Raw genomic sequence first — 16,353 nt, forward strand, 5'->3', positions numbered from 1 at the left:
TTTGACCCTTGGAGGCCTGAGTTGGCACACGCAGAACTCGCAGGAAAACACCTCGTTCTCGGCCTGACGGGCGGCATCGCCTGCTACAAGATCGCCGAGCTCACGCGGCTGCTCGTGAAGGCCGGCGCGACCGTGCAGGTCGCGATGACCGAAGCCGCCACCCAGTTCATCACGCCCGTCACGATGCAGGCGCTGTCAGGCCGGCCCGTCTACACGAGCCAGTGGGACGCGCGCGTCGACAACAACATGGCGCACATCGACCTGTCGCGCGAAGCCGATGCGATCGTGATCGCACCCGCGTCGACGGACTTCCTCGCGAAGCTCGCACACGGGTTCGCGGACGACCTGCTGTCGACGCTGTGCGTCGCGCGCGATTGCCCGCTGCTCGTCGTGCCCGCCATGAACCGCCAGATGTGGCAGAACCCGGCCACGCAGCGCAACGCCGCGCAACTGCGCGCGGACGGCGTGTCGGTGCTCGGCCCGGATTCGGGTGCGCAGGCGTGCGGCGAAGTCGGCGACGGCCGCATGCTCGAGCCCGAGGCGATCTACGAAGCGATCGTCGCGCACTTCGCGCCGAAGGTGCTCGCGCACCGGCGCGTGCTGATCACGGCCGGCCCGACGTTCGAACCGCTCGACCCGGTGCGCGGCCTCACGAACCGCTCGAGCGGCAAGATGGGCTTCGCGCTCGCGCGCGCCGCGCAGCAGGCCGGCGCCGACGTGCATCTCGTCGCGGGGCCGGTGGCGCTCGACACGCCGTGGGGCGTCTACCGTCAGGACGTGCAGACTGCGCAGCAGATGTACGACGCGGTCATGCATGCGGTCGCCGATGCCGACATCTTCATCGCGGTCGCTGCGGTCGCCGACTGGCGCGTCGCCCAGCCTGCCGAGCACAAGATGAAGAAGACGGCCGACCACAAGGTGCCCGCGCTCGCGTTCGTCGAGAACCCCGACATCCTCGCGTCGGTCGCGGCGCTGCCCGATCCGCCGTTCTGCGTCGGCTTCGCGGCCGAAAGCGGCGACCTCGACGTGCACGGCGACGAGAAGCGCAAGCGCAAGAACGTGCCGCTGCTGGTCGGCAACCTCGGCCCGCTGACGTTCGGTCGCGACGACAACGAAGTCGTGCTGTTCGAGGCCGCCGGCCTCACGCGGCTGCCGCGCGCACCGAAGGACGAACTCGCGCACACGCTCGTCGCGGAAATCGCGAAGCGCCTGCCCGACAATCGCCTGATCTGATCTCCCGCGCGGCGGCCATCGCTGCTGCGCCCTTCCCGACCCATCCGACGACCGCATGAAACTCGACCTGAAGATTCTCGACGCGCGCATGCGCGACTACCTGCCCGCCTACGCGACCACCGGCAGCGCGGGCCTCGACCTGCGTGCGTGCCTCGATGCACCGGTCACGCTGCAGCCGGGCGAAACGACGCTCGTGCCGACCGGCCTCGCGATCCATCTCGCCGATCCCGGCTACGCGGCACTGATCCTGCCGCGCTCGGGCCTCGGCCACAAGCACGGCATCGTGCTCGGCAACCTCGTCGGCCTGATCGATTCCGACTACCAGGGCCAGCTGATGGTCTCGACTTGGAACCGCGGCCAGACCGAGTTCGTGCTGAATCCGTTCGAGCGGCTCGCCCAGCTCGTGATCGTGCCGGTCGTGCAGGCGCAGTTCAACATCGTCGACGACTTCGCCGAAAGCGATCGTGGCGAGGGCGGCTTCGGCAGCACCGGCCGTCACTGAACGACGCAACGAAAAAAGGGGCCTCGCGGCCCCTTTTTTTCATTCCTTCGCCGTCACTCCTCGACGGCTTGCGCGATCCGCGCGGGCGCCAGGTCGCGCTGCCGCGATTGAGCCACGATCGCGTAGATCACCATCGCGACCAGCACGCCGAGCAGCACCGCCGACGAGCCGATCGTGCCGAGCGCGAGGCCGCCCTTCGCAACCGGCTTCGTCAGCAGGTCGCCGACCGTCGCACCGAACGGACGCGTGAGCACGAACGCGGCCCAGAACAGCAGCACGCCGGAGATACGCGTGAAATAGTGCGCCAGCACGATCACCGCGAGCAGCCCGCCGATCAGCAGCGCACCGCCACCGAAGCCGAGCCCCGAGCTGTCCGCGAGGAAATCACCGAGCGCGGTGCCGAGCGTGTTGGAGAACAGGATCGCGATCCAGTACAGCAGCTCGACCTTGCGCGTGCGGATCAGGTCGACCGACAGCGATTCGCCGCTGAGTCGCCACACCGCGAAGATCGCCAGCAGGATCGCGACGAGAATCGACGAGCCGGCCGCATAGCCGAGGCCGAGCGTGCGGTCCATGAAGTCGGACATCGTCGTGCCGGCCGTGCTCGTCGCGACGATCACGGCCCAGTAGATTGCCGGGCGATAGCGCGTCGTCCTGAGCTGCGCGCCCAACGTCACGAGAAAGAAGCCGAACAGCAGGATGGAGCTTACCGCGTAGCCGACGTTCAGCGTCATCGACAGCAGGTCGCCACCGGTTTCTCCGAGCGTCGTCGCGCAGATCTTCATGATCCAGAACGCGAGCGTGATTTCGGGAAGTTTGTTCATTCGAACCCCTTTTTGCAGGAAAGCGGCGGGCCAGCGCATGCCGGCCTGCCTTGCAGACAGGATCGAATGTAGTCGCCGCAGGCTTAACGGAACCTTAGCGAGCGGCGAATCGGCGCGTGCGGGCCGCGCCGTGACCCTCAACGTGCGTGTTGGTGCCGGTAATGCAGCGCGTATGCGAGGGTGAGCAGCACGACGAACACGACGCCGACCACCATCGTCATCCGGAATTCGCGCGTGAACGCGGTCGTGAACAGGATCGCCGCGACGAGGCCCGCACCGAGCAGGCTGCCGAACGGGTGCCCCCACATCCGGAATGCGAGCGCGGGGCCGCGATAGCGCGAACGGAAGCGCAGGTGCGTGACGAAGATCATCAGCCACGTGAACAGGGCACCGAACATCGCGATCGCCATCATCACGGTGAACGCGGTGTCGGGCGCCAGCGCGACCAGCACGGCCGCAACCGCGACACCGCTCGTCGAGATCCACAGCGCCGCGCGCGGCACGCCGTTCGTGCCGAGCCGGCCGAACACCGCGGGCGCGAGCCGCGCACGCGACAGGCTGAACATCATCCGCGTCGTCACGTAAAGCTGGCTGTTCATCGCCGACAGCGCCGCGATCAACAGCACGAAGTTGATCACGCCTGCCGCGTACGGCACATGCGTCGCGGCCATCACCTTCACGAACGGGCTTTCGTCGGTGCCGGCCTGCGTCCACGGCACGATTGCGAGCATCAGCGACAGCGTCAGCAGGTAGAACAGCACGAGCCGGAACACCGTCGAGCGGAACGCGCGCGTGACCGCGTGCTGCGGATCGCGCGCCTCGCCGGCCGCAATTGCGACAGCTTCGATGCTCATGTAGCTGAAGATCGCGACGATCACCGCGACCCAGGTGCCCCACGGCCCCTTCGGCATGAAGCCGCCGTGCGCGGTGTAGTTCGCGAAACCGATGCCCGACGCGGCCGGCGCCGACCACACGAGATAGGCGCCGAGCACGATGAACACGACGATCGCCGCGATCTTCAGCAGCGAGAACGCGTATTCGACCGTGCCGTACAGCGTGACGCTCGCGAGATTCACGGCGATCAGCAGCGCGGAGAAGCCGATCACCCAGTACCAGCCGGGCACCGCCGGGAACCAGTACTTCATGAACACGGCGATCGCGCTGATCTCGGTGCCGATCGCGAACACGACCGCGAACCAGTACGCATAGCGCACCAGGAAACCCGCCAGCGGGCCGACATAGTGCTCGGCGTACGCGCCGAACGAGCCGGCCGTCGGATGGGCGACCGTCATTTCCGCGAGCGCGCCCATCAGCAGCAGCGCGATCAGCGCGCCGATCGCATACGAGACCAGCACGCTCGGGCCGGCGAGCCCGATCGCGAACCCGCTGCCGAGGAACAGCCCCGTACCGATCGCGCCGCCGATCGCGATCATCGCCATCTGCCCAGACGTCAGCGCATGGCGCAAACCCTGTTCGCGCGCGACGATGTCGTCGAACGTCCGTTGTTGTTGTGTCACTGCGTTGCCACTCCCCTGCACCACCATCGCGCCGCCGGCGCCAGATAAAACGAAACGGCGCGGAAAACATCCCGCGCCGTTCGCATGAACTACCCGATTATCGCTTACTCGACTTCGACCGCCTCTTCGTTCGGCTTGTGCGGCGGGTTCCCGAGCTTGTCGAACGACAACTGCACCTTGTCGCCTTCGTCGACGTCGACCGTCACGTGACCGCCGTTCAGCAGCTTGCCGAACAGCAGTTCGTCGGCCAGCGCACGGCGGATCGTGTCCTGGATCAGCCGCTGCATCGGCCGCGCGCCCATCAGCGGGTCGAAGCCGTGCTTCGCGAGATGCTTGCGCAACGCGTCGGTGAAGAGCGCGTCGACCTTCTTCTCGTGCAGCTGTTCCTCGAGCTGGATCAGGAACTTGTCGACCACACGCATGATGATTTCCTCATCGAGCGAGCGGAAGCTGATGATCGAATCCAGACGGTTGCGGAACTCCGGCGTGAACAGGCGCTTGATGTCGGTCATCTCGTCGCCCGTTTCACGGCGCGTCGTGAAGCCGATCGTCGCCTTCTGCATCGACTCGGCGCCCGCGTTCGTCGTCATGATGATGATGACGTTGCGGAAATCCGCCTTGCGGCCGTTGTTGTCCGTCAGCGTGCCGTGGTCCATCACCTGCAGCAGCACGTTGAAGATGTCCGGATGCGCCTTCTCGATTTCGTCGAGCAGCAGCACGCAGTGCGGCTTCTTCGTGACGGCTTCGGTCAGCAGGCCGCCCTGGTCGAACCCGACGTAGCCCGGCGGCGCGCCGATCAGGCGGCTCACCGCGTGACGCTCCATGTATTCCGACATGTCGAAGCGGATCAGCTCGATGCCGAGCGTGAACGCGAGCTGGCGCGCCACTTCGGTCTTGCCGACGCCCGTCGGGCCGGAGAACAGGAACGCGCCGATCGGCTTGTCCATCTTGCCGAGGCCCGCGCGCGCCATCTTGATCGACGCAGCCAGCGCGTCGATCGCCGGATCCTGGCCGAACACGACGCTCTTCAGGTCGCGGTCGAGCGTCTGCAGCTTGCTGCGGTCGTCCTGCGATACGCTCTGCGGCGGCACGCGTGCGATCTTCGAGATGATTTCCTCGATCTCGCTCTTGCCGATCGTCTTCTTCTGCTTCGACTTCGGCAGGATGCGCTGGGCGGCACCCGCTTCGTCGATCACGTCGATCGCCTTGTCCGGCAGGTGACGGTCGGTGATGAAGCGCGCCGACAGTTCGGCCGCGGCCGACAGCGCACCCGACGAATACTTGACGCCGTGATGCTCCTCGAAGCGCGACTTCAGCCCGCGCAGGATCGCGACCGTCTGCTCGACGGTCGGCTCTGTCACGTCGACCTTCTGGAAGCGCCGCGACAGGGCCGCGTCCTTCTCGAAGATGCCGCGATATTCGGTGAACGTGGTCGCGCCGATGCACTTGAGCACGCCCGACGACAACGCCGGCTTCAGCAGGTTCGACGCATCGAGCGTGCCGCCCGACGCGGCGCCCGCGCCGATCAGCGTGTGGATCTCGTCGATGAACAGGATCGCGTGCGGACGCTCCTTCAGCTCCTTCAGCACCGTCTTCAGACGCTGCTCGAAGTCGCCGCGGTACTTGGTGCCCGCGAGCAACGCGCCCATGTCGAGCGAATAGACCTGCGCGTTCGCGAGGATGTCCGGCACTTCGCCGCGCGTGATGCGATAGGCGAGCCCTTCCGCGATCGCGGTCTTGCCGACGCCGGCCTCGCCGACGAGCAGCGGATTGTTCTTGCGGCGGCGGCACAGCACCTGGACCACGCGCTCGACCTCGGGCTCGCGACCGATCAGCGGATCGATGCGGCCGTCCTTCGCCATCTGGTTCAGGTTCTGCGTGAATTGCGCGAGCGGCGTTTCCTTCTGCGCATTCGCGTCTTCGCTTTCCGCGTTCGCGTCAGCCGACTTCGCGGCTTCGCCGCTGCTCGTCTTCGCGATGCCGTGCGAAATGAAGTTCACGACGTCGAGGCGCGTGACGCCCTGCTGCTGCAGGTAGTACACGGCGTGCGAATCCTTCTCGCCGAAGATCGCGACCAGCACGTTCGCGCCGGTCACTTCCTTCTTGCCGTTCGACGTCGACTGGACGTGCATGATCGCGCGCTGGATCACGCGCTGGAAACCGAGCGTCGGCTGGGTATCGACATCGTCGGTACCCGGGACGGTAGGTGTGTTGTCGTGGATGAAATTGCGCAGGTTCTGACGCAAGTCCTCGATGTTTGCCGCGCACGCGCGCAACACCTCGGCTGCCGTCGGATTATCCAGCAGAGCCAGCAGCAAATGCTCGACCGTAATGAACTCATGGCGCGCCTGGCGTGCTTCCATGAACGCCATGTGCAGGCTGACTTCCAATTCCTGGGCAATCATGCTTCCTCCATCACGCACTGCAGCGGATGCCCGGCCTGCCGCGCATGGGTAACGACTTGCTCAACCTTGGTCGACGCGATGTCCCGCGTATAGACCCCACATACCCCTCGCCCTTCGCGATGGACCTTCAGCATGATCTGCGTGGCCGTCTCGCGATCCTTCTTGAAATACTCCTGGACCACCATCACGACGAATTCCATCGGCGTGAAGTCGTCGTTGAGCAGCACCACCTTGTACATCGAAGGCGGCTTGAGCTTCTGCTGCTTGCGTTCCAGGACGGTGCTGTCCTGCTTGTCCGGGATAATCGCCATACACCCATTCTAAACAACTCGGACAGGCCCGCAATCCTGCCATTACCCGACCGACCGGCCGGCGCCCTCCCCGGAATCCCGGAACACGCGATCTTCTTCGCGCCATACGAAAGCCGGCTGCGGTGCCGGCTTTCACGCGTGGCGCGGAACACGAACCGTCAGGGGAACCGCACCGGAACGTCGTGTCCGCACCCAGTATCCCACAAGCCGGGACGACTCGAACGCGTGTCACTCGAGCCTGGTATATGAGCCGATTATGCGGCTTTTCAAGACCTCGCGCTCGGCCGCGTGCTGCTAAGCAAAGCCGGAAAAACCCTGAAAATGGGTTCTTTACAACGTCCCTCTAAACGTCTAAAAATTCCACTTGACACTCCAATAAAGAGCGCCAACAATCAAGCTGGCACTTTTTTCAATTTGCCGGTTGGCAAAATGAAAGAGGCCGAGGTGAGCTTGTGAGGGGGGAACGGCTGCGTTTTCAGGTCGTTTAGCTTTTCGAGCGTGCTCGTGGTAAGTAGCAGCGACTGTGTGACAGGGGAAGTAGGAAATGGCAACTGGTATCGTTAAGTGGTTCAACGACGCGAAGGGCTTCGGTTTCATCACTCCCGATGAGGGCGGTGAGGATCTGTTTGCGCACTTCTCGGCTATCACCATGAATGGCTTCAAGACGCTGAAGGAAGGCCAGAAGGTGAGCTTTGACGTCGTTCAAGGACCGAAGGGCAAGCAAGCGTCGAACATCCAGGCCGCATAAGGCACCGGATATCAGACGAAGAAACCCGGCGCATGTATTGCGCCGGGTTTCTTTATTTGAGGCCGGCCAATCGATTATCGATTGGCCGGCCTTTTCGTTCAATCCCGATAATTGAACACACATTGTCTTGTCACACGCGCAGATCGGATACTCATCCCGCGCGTGAAACATAATCACCACTCGTTACACGACCTTCAGCGTGCCCATCATGCCGAGATCCTCGTGTTCGAGAATGTGGCAATGAAACATGCGCTCTCCGGGCATGTCTTGCGTGACGAGAATCGTCACGGTTTCGCCGCTGCGCACGTTCACCGTATCGCGCCACGCGCGGAACGGTTCGCTCGTGCGTGAACCGCCCGACGCGCGCTCGATCACCTGGAACTGCGTGCCGTGCAGGTGGAACGGGTGATCCATGTCGGTGCCGTTGCGGATCGTCCAGCGCTCGACGTCGCCACGGCGGCTCGTCAGCGTCGCGCGGTGCGGCGCGTAGATGTCGCCGTTGATCGTGAAGCGCATGCCCGCCGGGCGGCCGTGCGCCGCGCCCTTCATCATCGCGTCCATGTCCATCTCTTCGCCGAACGCGACCGCCTTGTGCGCGACCGGCTCGCCCAGCGGCGGCACCGCGCGCAGGGTCGTCGGCAGCGCGCGTGCGGCGGCCGGCGCGAATGCGACGTCGGCCAGGGCCAGCGCCGGATCGGGCGGCAGGCTGCCGTGCCCGTCATCATGCGACATCGACATCTTGCGGCGGTCGTATTCGGCCGCCTGCAGCACGGCGCGCGACGCCCGGTCGCCGGCGCGGACCAGCAGCTCTGCACGCTCACCCGGTGCAATCAGCAGCGACGTGACGCGGCGCGGCGCGTCGAACAGCCCGCCGTCGGTGCCCGCGTGCTCGAACGCGCGGCCGTCGTCGAACGCGACGCGCAGGTAGCGCGCGCTGCACGCGTTCCACACGCGCCAGCGCTCGTCGCCCGCGACATCGATCCGCGGCCGGCGGGCGCCGTTGACCAGCACGAACTGGCCCTCGCGGCCGTTCATCCAGTCCATCATGTCGTTCGGTGCAATCGTGCCGTCGCGCGCAAGCTTGAGGTCCGACACGAACAGGTTGCGCTCGGGCCAGCCCGCCAGCGGATCGTCCGCGGCGCGCACGACGAACGGGCCGGCCAGCCCGCGGAAGACCTGCTCGGCCGTCATCATGTGCGGATGCGGGTGGTACCAGTAGGTGCCGGCACTCCCCTTCGGCAGCGTGAAGCGGTACACGCGCGACGCGCCGGGCGCGACGGGATCGGAAGGATTGCCGTCCTGGTCTGGCGGCACCGGCAGGCCGTGCCAGTGAATCGTCGACGGCTGCGGCAGCTTGTTCACGAACTTGATCTCGACCGTGTCGCCCTCACGCACGTCGATCAGCGGACCGACCACGGGGCCCTGCGTGCCCGCGCCGAACTGCCAGAACGTGGTCGGCCGTGCACCGTGCAGCATCGGGCGCGCCACGGGCTGCGCCACCAGCGTGGCCCGGAACATGCCGGGCTCGCGGCTTTCGTTCGCGAGCGTGCGCAGCGCCGCGAGCGGCGCGCCGGCCGGCAGCGCGTCGGCGGCCGCGAGCGCGGCCGGTGCGGACTTGCCGTGCTGCCCGTGACTCGCCATCCCTGACATGCCCGACATGCCGGGCATGTCGTCCATCGAGTCCATGCCGGCCATGCCAGCGTGACCGGCATGCTGCGCCCACGCGGCGCGCCCAAACAGCGACGCGGCCGCGACACCGATGGCGCGCGACAGGAAGGTTCTCCGTATCATCAATCGTTCCTCGTTATCCATGCTGGGTCGCGCGGCCGCGGCCGCCGCGACGCCCGCGCCGGCCGGCCGAAGCGCCGATACGCGACGCAAACCCTGATGCCCGCGTCATCATAACCGCAGGCCCGAATCGAGACGCGCCGCGGCCGGCCGGGCGGCGATACGCCGCAGGGTTCGACAACCCCGCACCCGATTCGGCATGCACCGGCCCGCATCGTCGATCGGCGATGCACGGCGCTTCGCTCACGGCCGAAGTGCCACGCCACCCTACCCCGGGCAGTTCCCAGGCGGTCGCCTCGCGCCTGCCGTTCGGCCCCACCACGGCGCCGGTCACTTCACCGATTCGCAAATCAGCCAATATTTCACGATGTGGAACAAGTCTCTGCGTTATAAAAATTCGTGGTGCAGGGCACAAAATCCCCGTTTCGCGATGCCAAAAAACGTTCCGCAATACAAAACGACAGAAATAATTATTTGTTTTTAAAAGAGAATTTTTGTTTAGTGAAGCCGTTCTACCTGCACCATCCGATCGGGCCGCGGACGTAGACTTTGTTCCATGCACTGACGCTTCGCCACGACGTTCGATACGGAACCCGGCGCAAGCAGCCAGTCGGGCCACAGCCGGCCAAGCCGGCAGGCGGCACACCAGAATCGCTTGAGATCAGAAAGGGAGAACGGAAATGAAGGGATTTCGCTTTGGTTCAGCGCTCGGGTCGTTCTACATCCTGCCGGCAAACGGCGGCTGGGAAGCGACGTTCGGCAACGCCTCGCTCGGCGCATTCTCGTGCCCTGAAGTGGCAGCCGACCACATCTCCCGCGGCGACTGCGCGCAACCGTCCGAACTGGACACGGCGACGCTCGAAGTGCCGGACGAAATCGCCGAATGGGAAATCGTTCACGTCTGAATGGTACATCTGCAACGAAAAACGCCCCGGGCGTCCGGGGCGTTTTTCTTTTGCGGCCGGCGTCAGGCGGCAATGCCCGCCGCACCGGCACACGCATCGGCCCGCGCGATCGCGCGGCCTGCGTCAGGCAACCGCGTCGACGATGCCGTTCAGCGTCGCGCTCGGGCGCATGGCCTGGCTCGTCAGGTCGACGTTCGGACGGTAGTAGCCGCCGATAGCTTGCGCGTTGCCCTGCGCGGCCGCCAGCTCTTCCAGGATGCGCGCTTCGCTGTCGGACAGCGCCTTCGCCACGCCTTCGAACTGTGCCTTCAGCGCCGCGTCCTCGGTCTGCTCGGCCAGCGCCTGCGCCCAGTACAGGCACAGATAGAAGTGGCTGCCGCGGTTGTCGAGGCCGCCGACCTTGCGCGCCGGCGACTTGTTCTCGTCCAGGAACTTGCCGGTCGCCTGGTCGAGCGTCTTCGCGAGCACGACCGCCTTCGGGTTCTGGTACGCGTTGCCGAGGTGTTCGAGCGACGCGGCCAGCGCGAGGAATTCGCCGAGCGAATCCCAGCGCAGGAAGCCTTCCTCGACGAACTGCTGCACGTGCTTCGGCGCGGAACCGCCGGCACCCGTCTCGAACATCCCGCCGCCGGCCATCAGCGGCACGATCGACAGCATCTTCGCGCTGGTGCCGAGTTCCATGATCGGGAACAGGTCGGTCAGGTAGTCGCGCAGCACGTTGCCGGTGACCGAAATCGTGTCCTTGCCCGCGCGGATGCGCTCGAGCGAGAAACGCGTGGCTTCGACCGGCGTCATGATGCGGATGTCGAGGCCGTTCGTGTCGTGATCCTTCAGGTAGCGTTCGACCTTCGCGATGATCTGCGCGTCGTGCGCACGCGCCGGATCGAGCCAGAACACGGCCGGGGCGCCGGTCGCGCGTGCGCGGTTGACCGCGAGCTTGACCCAGTCCTGCACCGGTGCGTCCTTCGTCTGGCACATGCGCCAGATGTCGCCCGCTTCCACGGCATGCTCGAGCAGCACGTTGCCCGCTTCGTCGGTGACGCGCACGACGCCGTCCGCCGGGATCTGGAACGTCTTGTCGTGCGAACCGTATTCTTCAGCCGCCTGCGCCATCAGGCCGACGTTCGGCACGCTGCCCATCGTGACCGGATCGAACGCGCCATGCTGCTTGCAATCCTCGATCACGGCCTGGTAGACCCCTGCGTAGCAGCGGTCCGGAATCACGGCCTTCGCGTCGTACAGCTGGCCGTCCGGGCCCCACATGCCGCCCGAATCGCGGATCATCGCCGGCATCGATGCGTCGACGATCACGTCGCTCGGCACGTGCAGGTTCGTGATGCCCTTGTCCGAGTTGACCATCGCCAGGCGCGGACGCACTGCGTACTCAGCCTTGACGTCGGCTTCGATCGCTTCGCGCGTATCGGCCGGCAGGTCCTTCAGGCGCGCGTACAGGTCGCCGATGCCGTTGTTCGGGTTGAAGCCGACCTTCGCCAGCACGTCCGCGTGCTTCGCGAGCGCGTCGCGGTAGAACACCGACACGAAGTGACCGAACAGGATCGGGTCCGAGACCTTCATCATGGTCGCCTTCAGGTGCACCGAGAACAGCACGTCCTGTGCCTTCGCGTCGGCGATCTGCGCTTCGATGAAGCTGCGCAGCGCGTTGCGGCTCATCACCGACGCGTCGATCACTTCACCGGCCTTCACGGCCGTCTTTTCCTTCAGCACCTTCTTCGCGCCGTCGGTCGTCATGAGTTCGATCTTCACGCTGCCGGCATCGGCGATCAGCGCCGACTTCTCGCTGCCGTAGAAATCGCCTTCGCTCATGTGCGCGACGTGAGCCTTCGACGTCGCCTTCCACGCGCCCATCTTGTGCGGATGCTTGCGTGCGTAGTTCTTGACCGACAGCGGCGCGCGGCGGTCGGAATTGCCTTCGCGCAGCACCGGGTTCACCGCGCTGCCCTTGATCTTGTCGTAGCGGGCCTTGACCGCCTTCTCTTCGTCCGTCGACGGATCTTCCGGGTAGGCCGGCAGCTTGTAGCCCTGCGCCTGCAGTTCGGCGATCGCGGCCTTGAGCTGCGGCACCGATGCGCTGATGTTCGGCAGCTTGATGATGTTCGCTTCCGGCTTCAGCGTGAGCTGGCCCAGTTCGGCCAGATCGTCGGAACCCTTCTGCTCGGGCGGCAGGACGTCCGCGAATGCGGCGATGATGCGGCCGGCGAGCGAGATGTCGCGCGTTTCGACGGCGACGCCGGACGAGCGCGTGAAGGCCTTGACGATCGGCAGCAGCGAATAGGTCGCGAGCGCGGGCGCTTCGTCGGTGAGGGTGTAGATGATCTTGGGCGAAGTGGACATGGTCGATGCGTTGCTACGTGATTGTTGAACAGGGAGCGCCGGCGGGTAACCGGCGGGGAGCGACCGGGTCGGTCGCGAAAGGGGCGCGCCGGCTCAGCCGGGCGGTGGTGTTGCGAGGGCCGTCATGTTCTACCTTGCAGGGGCTCCGGGCCGCATCGCGGCGCCGCGGCCCGCATGCCGGACCGCCCTGCCAACAAACCTGCCATCCACGAAACGCTCCGGCGCCGGCAGTAGGCGCCGGGGCGGCCGGCAACCTGCCGGCCCACCCCGGAAGGGGTCTTACATGTTCTCGATCAGCACTTCACCGAAGCCCGAGCACGACACCTGCGTCGCCCCTTCCATCAGCCGCGCGAAGTCGTACGTGACGCGCTTCTGCAGGATCGACTTCTCCATCGCGGCGATGATCGTGTCGGCTGCTTCCGTCCAGCCGAGGTGGCGCAGCATCATTTCCGCCGACAGGATCTCGGAACCGGGGTTCACGTAATCCTTGCCCGCGTACTTCGGTGCGGTACCGTGCGTCGCTTCGAACATCGCGACCGAATCCGACAGGTTCGCGCCCGGCGCGATCCCGATGCCGCCGACCTGCGCGGCCAGCGCGTCGGAGATGTAGTCGCCGTTCAGGTTCAGCGTGGCGATCACGTCGTATTCGGCCGGGCGCAGCAGGATCTGCTGCAGAAACGCATCGGCGATCGAATCCTTGATCACGATCTCGTTGCCCGTCTTCGGGTTCTTCACGCGCATCCACGGGCCGCCGTCGATCAGCTCGCCGCCGAATTCCTTCTGCGCAAGCGCGTAGCCGGCGTCACGGAACAGGCCTTCCGTGAACTTCATGATGTTGCCCTTGTGCACCAGCGTGACCGACTTGCGATCGTTGTCGATCGCGTACTGGATCGCCTTGCGCACGAGACGCTCGGTGCCTTCCGTCGACACGGGCTTGACGCCGATCCCCGAGGTTTCCGGGAAGCGGATCTTCTTCACGCCCATCTCGTCCTGCAGGAACTTGATCACCTTCTTCGCCTGCTCGGAGCCCGCGGCCCATTCGATGCCTGCGTAGATGTCTTCCGAGTTCTCGCGGAAGATCACCATGTCGATCTTCTGCGGCTCGCGCACCGGCGACGGCACGCCCTTGAAGTACTGCACCGGGCGCAGGCACACGTACAGGTCGAGTTCCTGGCGCAGCGCGACGTTCAGCGAACGGATGCCGCCGCCGACCGGGGTCGTGAGCGGCCCCTTGATCGACACCACGTATTCCTTCAGCACCTGCAGCGTCTCGTCCGGGAGCCACACGTCCGGACCGTACACCTTCGTCGCCTTCTCGCCCGCGAAAATCTCCATCCAGTGGATCTTGCGCTTGCCCTTGTAGGCATGCGCGACCGCAGCGTCGACGACCTTGATCATGACCGGCGTGATATCGAAGCCCGTACCGTCGCCTTCGATATAGGGAATGATCGGCTGATCGGAAACGTTGAGCGAGAAGTCCTTGTTGACGGTGATCTTGTCACCGCCTTCCGGAACCTTGATGTGCTGATACGGCATGATCGACTCCAGTGACGTGGCTGAGCAGGTGATGCTGGTCGAAGCTGCGCGCGCGGCGGGGGCGCGGCATGGCCACCCCGTGACGGCAACAGCGAGCCGCTATTCTAGCGCCCCAACCGGGCACTTCGGCATGAAGCGCGGCACTGCGTATCAAGACCCCACTTATGTCTTATATAAGACAGAGGACTTGCCGTTCCGTATTATGCATTAAGATTCCGCCATTTGCCATAGACCGCCCGCCCCCGCTTCCCGCGGCGCGCCGGGCGGACGCCTCGCCATGAACCTGATCGCCCTCAACAAGCCGTTCGGCACGATTTGCCAGTTTTCCGCGCACGAGACGCGCCCGTCGCTCGGCGACTGGGTAAAAACGCCCGGCGTCTACGCGGCCGGCCGGCTGGACGCGGACAGCGAGGGGCTGCTGCTGCTCACCGACGACGGCGCGCTGCAGGCGCGCATCGCCGAGCCGCGCCACAAGCTCGTCAAGCGCTACTGGGCGCAGGTCGAGGGCGCGCCCGGCCCCGCCGACCTGAAGGCGCTCGCGCGCGGCGTCGACCTCGGCGACTACGTGACGCGTCCGTGCCGTGCCGAGTTCATCGAGCCGCCCGACACGCTGTGGCCGCGCAATCCGCCGATCCGCTACCGCGCCGCGATCCCGACGACGTGGATCGAGCTTGCGATCACCGAGGGCAAGAACCGGCAGGTGCGCCGGATGACGGCGGCTGTCGGCTTCCCGACGTTGCGCCTGGTGCGCGTCGGCATCGGCGCACTGGATATATTCGCGCTCGGCATTGCACCGGGAGAAACAATCGCGCTGCCGCCGCGCGCGCCGTGGGACGGTTTCGCGCCCGCCGGATGACGAATTCGGGACGCGCGAATTTTTCGTCATCTTTTTCGTCAACCGGCTGCGAAGATCGCGCGTTAAACCACGCAGATGCCAACCTTAGCTATCCGGCATTGGCAGCCGAACCCGTGTTTGCGTCACGAAAGCGACGTTTTTATCGAATACGATTCGGCGCCCGCAGCGCAATGAGAAATTTCTCGAAGCGTCTGTCAACCGAAAGGTGGATGGCACCGTTAGACGACATGACTCCTATTGCCGGGTCATTTGGTTAATTAACTAAAGCTGAGGAACACAACATGAACAAACTGATCGCTGCTCTGGTCGCTGGTCTCTTCGCAACGGCTGCATTCGCACAAGCATCGGCTCCGGAAGCTGCTCCGGCTGCTGCTGAAGCTGCTTCGGCACCGGCTAAGCACGCTGCCAAGAAGCACCACGCAGCTAAGAAGCACCACAAGGCATCGAAGAAGGCTGCAGCGAGCGACGCAGCAGCACCGGCAGCTGCTTCGAACTAAGTAAGCTTGCTGTAATAAATAACGCAGTCAAGAACACGCAGTCTTGCCGTTCTTACGGCGTTGAAAGGCAGATCACCGCAAGGCGATCTGCCTTTTTCTTTTTGTGCCCGACGACACGCATCGCGTACCATGCGGGTCTCGTTTTCCAGATAGGAGCCTTGCTGTGCAATTCTCCCTGCGCTCGTCGCTCGGCCGCCTTGCGCGCGCCGCCGTGTTTCCCGCCGCGCTCGCCGTCATGGCGTTCGGCATGCAGGCCGCCAGCGCGCAAGTGCCGCCCGGCGCCAAGCAGCCGAGCGAATTCCCGCGCGTGAAGCTGCGCGCCGGCATGTACGTGATCGACGCGGCCGTCGCCGCGAACGACCCCGACCGCGAACAGGGGCTGATGTACCGTTCGCAGCTCGCGCCGAACGAAGGCATGCTGTTCGTGTTCAACGAGAACGCGGTGCATTGCTTCTGGATGAAGAACACGCTGATTCCGCTGTCGATCGCGTTCGTCCGCGCGGACGGCACGATCACCGACATCGACGAGATGAAGGCCGAGACGACCGACAACCACTGCCCGCGCAACAACGGCGTCTATGCGCTCGAAATGAGCAAGGGCTGGTTCGCCGCGAAGGGCATCAAGCCCGGCATGAAGCTCGAAGGCCTGCCGAAGGCCCAGTAACGGCCATTGCCGCGGCGCCGTGCCGCGCACCGACCGAAGCCGGCCGCCCGTTGCGCGCCGGCTTTTTTTCGCCCGCCGGCGGTGGCGCCCGGCTTGATTCCGCCGCTGCCGGCCGCATCTGCAAAAGCCACGCGCAAGCGCTATGCTTTAAGTCTCGCTTGTCCAGCCCGGGCCGCCACTGTCGGCCCGCTTACATCCGAACCTAAGGAGGTTCA

The 16,353-nt window shown here is 65.2% G+C and carries 14 protein-coding genes; 7 read left to right on the forward strand and 7 right to left on the reverse strand.

Going from position 1 to position 16,353, the window contains the following annotated elements; genetic code table 11:
• Positions 1-21: 21 nt before the first annotated feature.
• Positions 22-1,233, forward strand: a complete 1,212-nt coding sequence (coaBC, locus tag CFB50_RS14005) for a bifunctional phosphopantothenoylcysteine decarboxylase/phosphopantothenate--cysteine ligase CoaBC (protein ID WP_069248663.1) — start codon at positions 22-24, stop codon at positions 1,231-1,233.
• A 55-nt stretch (positions 1,234-1,288) separates the two neighbouring features.
• Complete coding sequence (gene dut / locus CFB50_RS14010; protein WP_021160741.1) at positions 1,289-1,735, forward strand: dUTP diphosphatase; 447 nt, start codon at positions 1,289-1,291, stop codon at positions 1,733-1,735.
• 53 nt (positions 1,736-1,788) lie between these two features.
• On the opposite strand, the gene CFB50_RS14015 is transcribed toward dut, so the two are convergent.
• The 4 genes from CFB50_RS14015 to clpS all read right to left on the reverse strand — a co-directional run bounded on the left by CFB50_RS14015 (position 1,789) and on the right by clpS (position 6,792).
• A complete protein-coding gene (locus CFB50_RS14015; protein WP_089440848.1) occupies positions 1,789-2,559 on the reverse strand; it encodes a COG4705 family protein in 771 nt (256 codons plus the stop codon).
• Between the two features lie 137 nt (positions 2,560-2,696).
• Positions 2,697-4,076, reverse strand: a complete 1,380-nt coding sequence (locus CFB50_RS14020; protein ID WP_059709661.1) for an amino acid permease — start codon at positions 4,074-4,076, stop codon at positions 2,697-2,699.
• A 104-nt stretch (positions 4,077-4,180) separates the two neighbouring features.
• Complete coding sequence (gene clpA / locus CFB50_RS14025) at positions 4,181-6,481, reverse strand: ATP-dependent Clp protease ATP-binding subunit ClpA (RefSeq protein WP_069248665.1); 2,301 nt, start codon at positions 6,479-6,481, stop codon at positions 4,181-4,183.
• Positions 6,478-6,792 (reverse strand): ATP-dependent Clp protease adapter ClpS, encoded by a 315-nt coding sequence (gene clpS, locus CFB50_RS14030; protein ID WP_006398529.1) that lies wholly within the window; start codon positions 6,790-6,792, stop codon positions 6,478-6,480. Before clpS ends, clpA begins: the two co-directional genes overlap by 4 nt.
• Positions 6,793-7,336: 544 nt before the next feature.
• On the opposite strand from clpS, the gene CFB50_RS14040 reads away from it, so the two are divergent.
• Positions 7,337-7,540 (forward strand): cold-shock protein, encoded by a 204-nt coding sequence (locus CFB50_RS14040; protein ID WP_006478030.1) that lies wholly within the window; start codon positions 7,337-7,339, stop codon positions 7,538-7,540.
• Positions 7,541-7,723: 183 nt separating this feature from the next.
• Here CFB50_RS14040 and CFB50_RS14045 read toward each other — a convergent pair whose 3' ends face one another.
• Positions 7,724-9,331, reverse strand: coding sequence for a multicopper oxidase family protein (locus CFB50_RS14045; RefSeq protein WP_089446270.1), 1,608 nt, complete (start codon positions 9,329-9,331; stop codon positions 7,724-7,726).
• 677 nt (positions 9,332-10,008) lie between these two features.
• Here CFB50_RS14045 and CFB50_RS14050 point away from each other — a divergent pair.
• Positions 10,009-10,233 carry a hypothetical protein gene (locus CFB50_RS14050; protein ID WP_069248666.1) on the forward strand — a complete coding sequence of 75 codons (225 nt, stop codon included), beginning with the start codon at positions 10,009-10,011 and terminating at the stop codon, positions 10,231-10,233.
• Positions 10,234-10,356: 123 nt separating this feature from the next.
• Here CFB50_RS14050 and CFB50_RS14055 read toward each other — a convergent pair whose 3' ends face one another.
• Positions 10,357-12,585, reverse strand: coding sequence for an NADP-dependent isocitrate dehydrogenase (locus tag CFB50_RS14055; protein ID WP_089446271.1), 2,229 nt, complete (start codon positions 12,583-12,585; stop codon positions 10,357-10,359).
• Positions 12,586-12,864: 279 nt separating this feature from the next.
• Positions 12,865-14,121 carry an NADP-dependent isocitrate dehydrogenase gene (icd, locus tag CFB50_RS14060; protein WP_006478026.1) on the reverse strand — a complete coding sequence of 419 codons (1,257 nt, stop codon included), beginning with the start codon at positions 14,119-14,121 and terminating at the stop codon, positions 12,865-12,867.
• A gap of 277 nt (positions 14,122-14,398) precedes the next feature.
• Between icd and CFB50_RS14070 the strand changes: the two genes are divergently transcribed.
• From CFB50_RS14070 to CFB50_RS14080, 3 genes are all read left to right on the forward strand, one after another.
• The gene (locus tag CFB50_RS14070) at positions 14,399-14,977 is read left to right on the forward strand and encodes a pseudouridine synthase (RefSeq protein ID WP_089446272.1); all 579 of its coding nucleotides are present in this window, start codon (positions 14,399-14,401) and stop codon (positions 14,975-14,977) included.
• Between the two features lie 281 nt (positions 14,978-15,258).
• Positions 15,259-15,474 (forward strand): hypothetical protein, encoded by a 216-nt coding sequence (locus CFB50_RS14075; protein ID WP_011352970.1) that lies wholly within the window; start codon positions 15,259-15,261, stop codon positions 15,472-15,474.
• 163 nt (positions 15,475-15,637) lie between these two features.
• The gene (locus tag CFB50_RS14080; protein WP_069248670.1) at positions 15,638-16,138 is read left to right on the forward strand and encodes a DUF192 domain-containing protein; all 501 of its coding nucleotides are present in this window, start codon (positions 15,638-15,640) and stop codon (positions 16,136-16,138) included.
• Positions 16,139-16,353: the final 215 nt, after the last annotated feature.

This window comes from Burkholderia sp. AU33423 (assembly GCF_002223135.1).
Lineage (GTDB): Bacteria > Pseudomonadota > Gammaproteobacteria > Burkholderiales > Burkholderiaceae > Burkholderia > Burkholderia lata_D.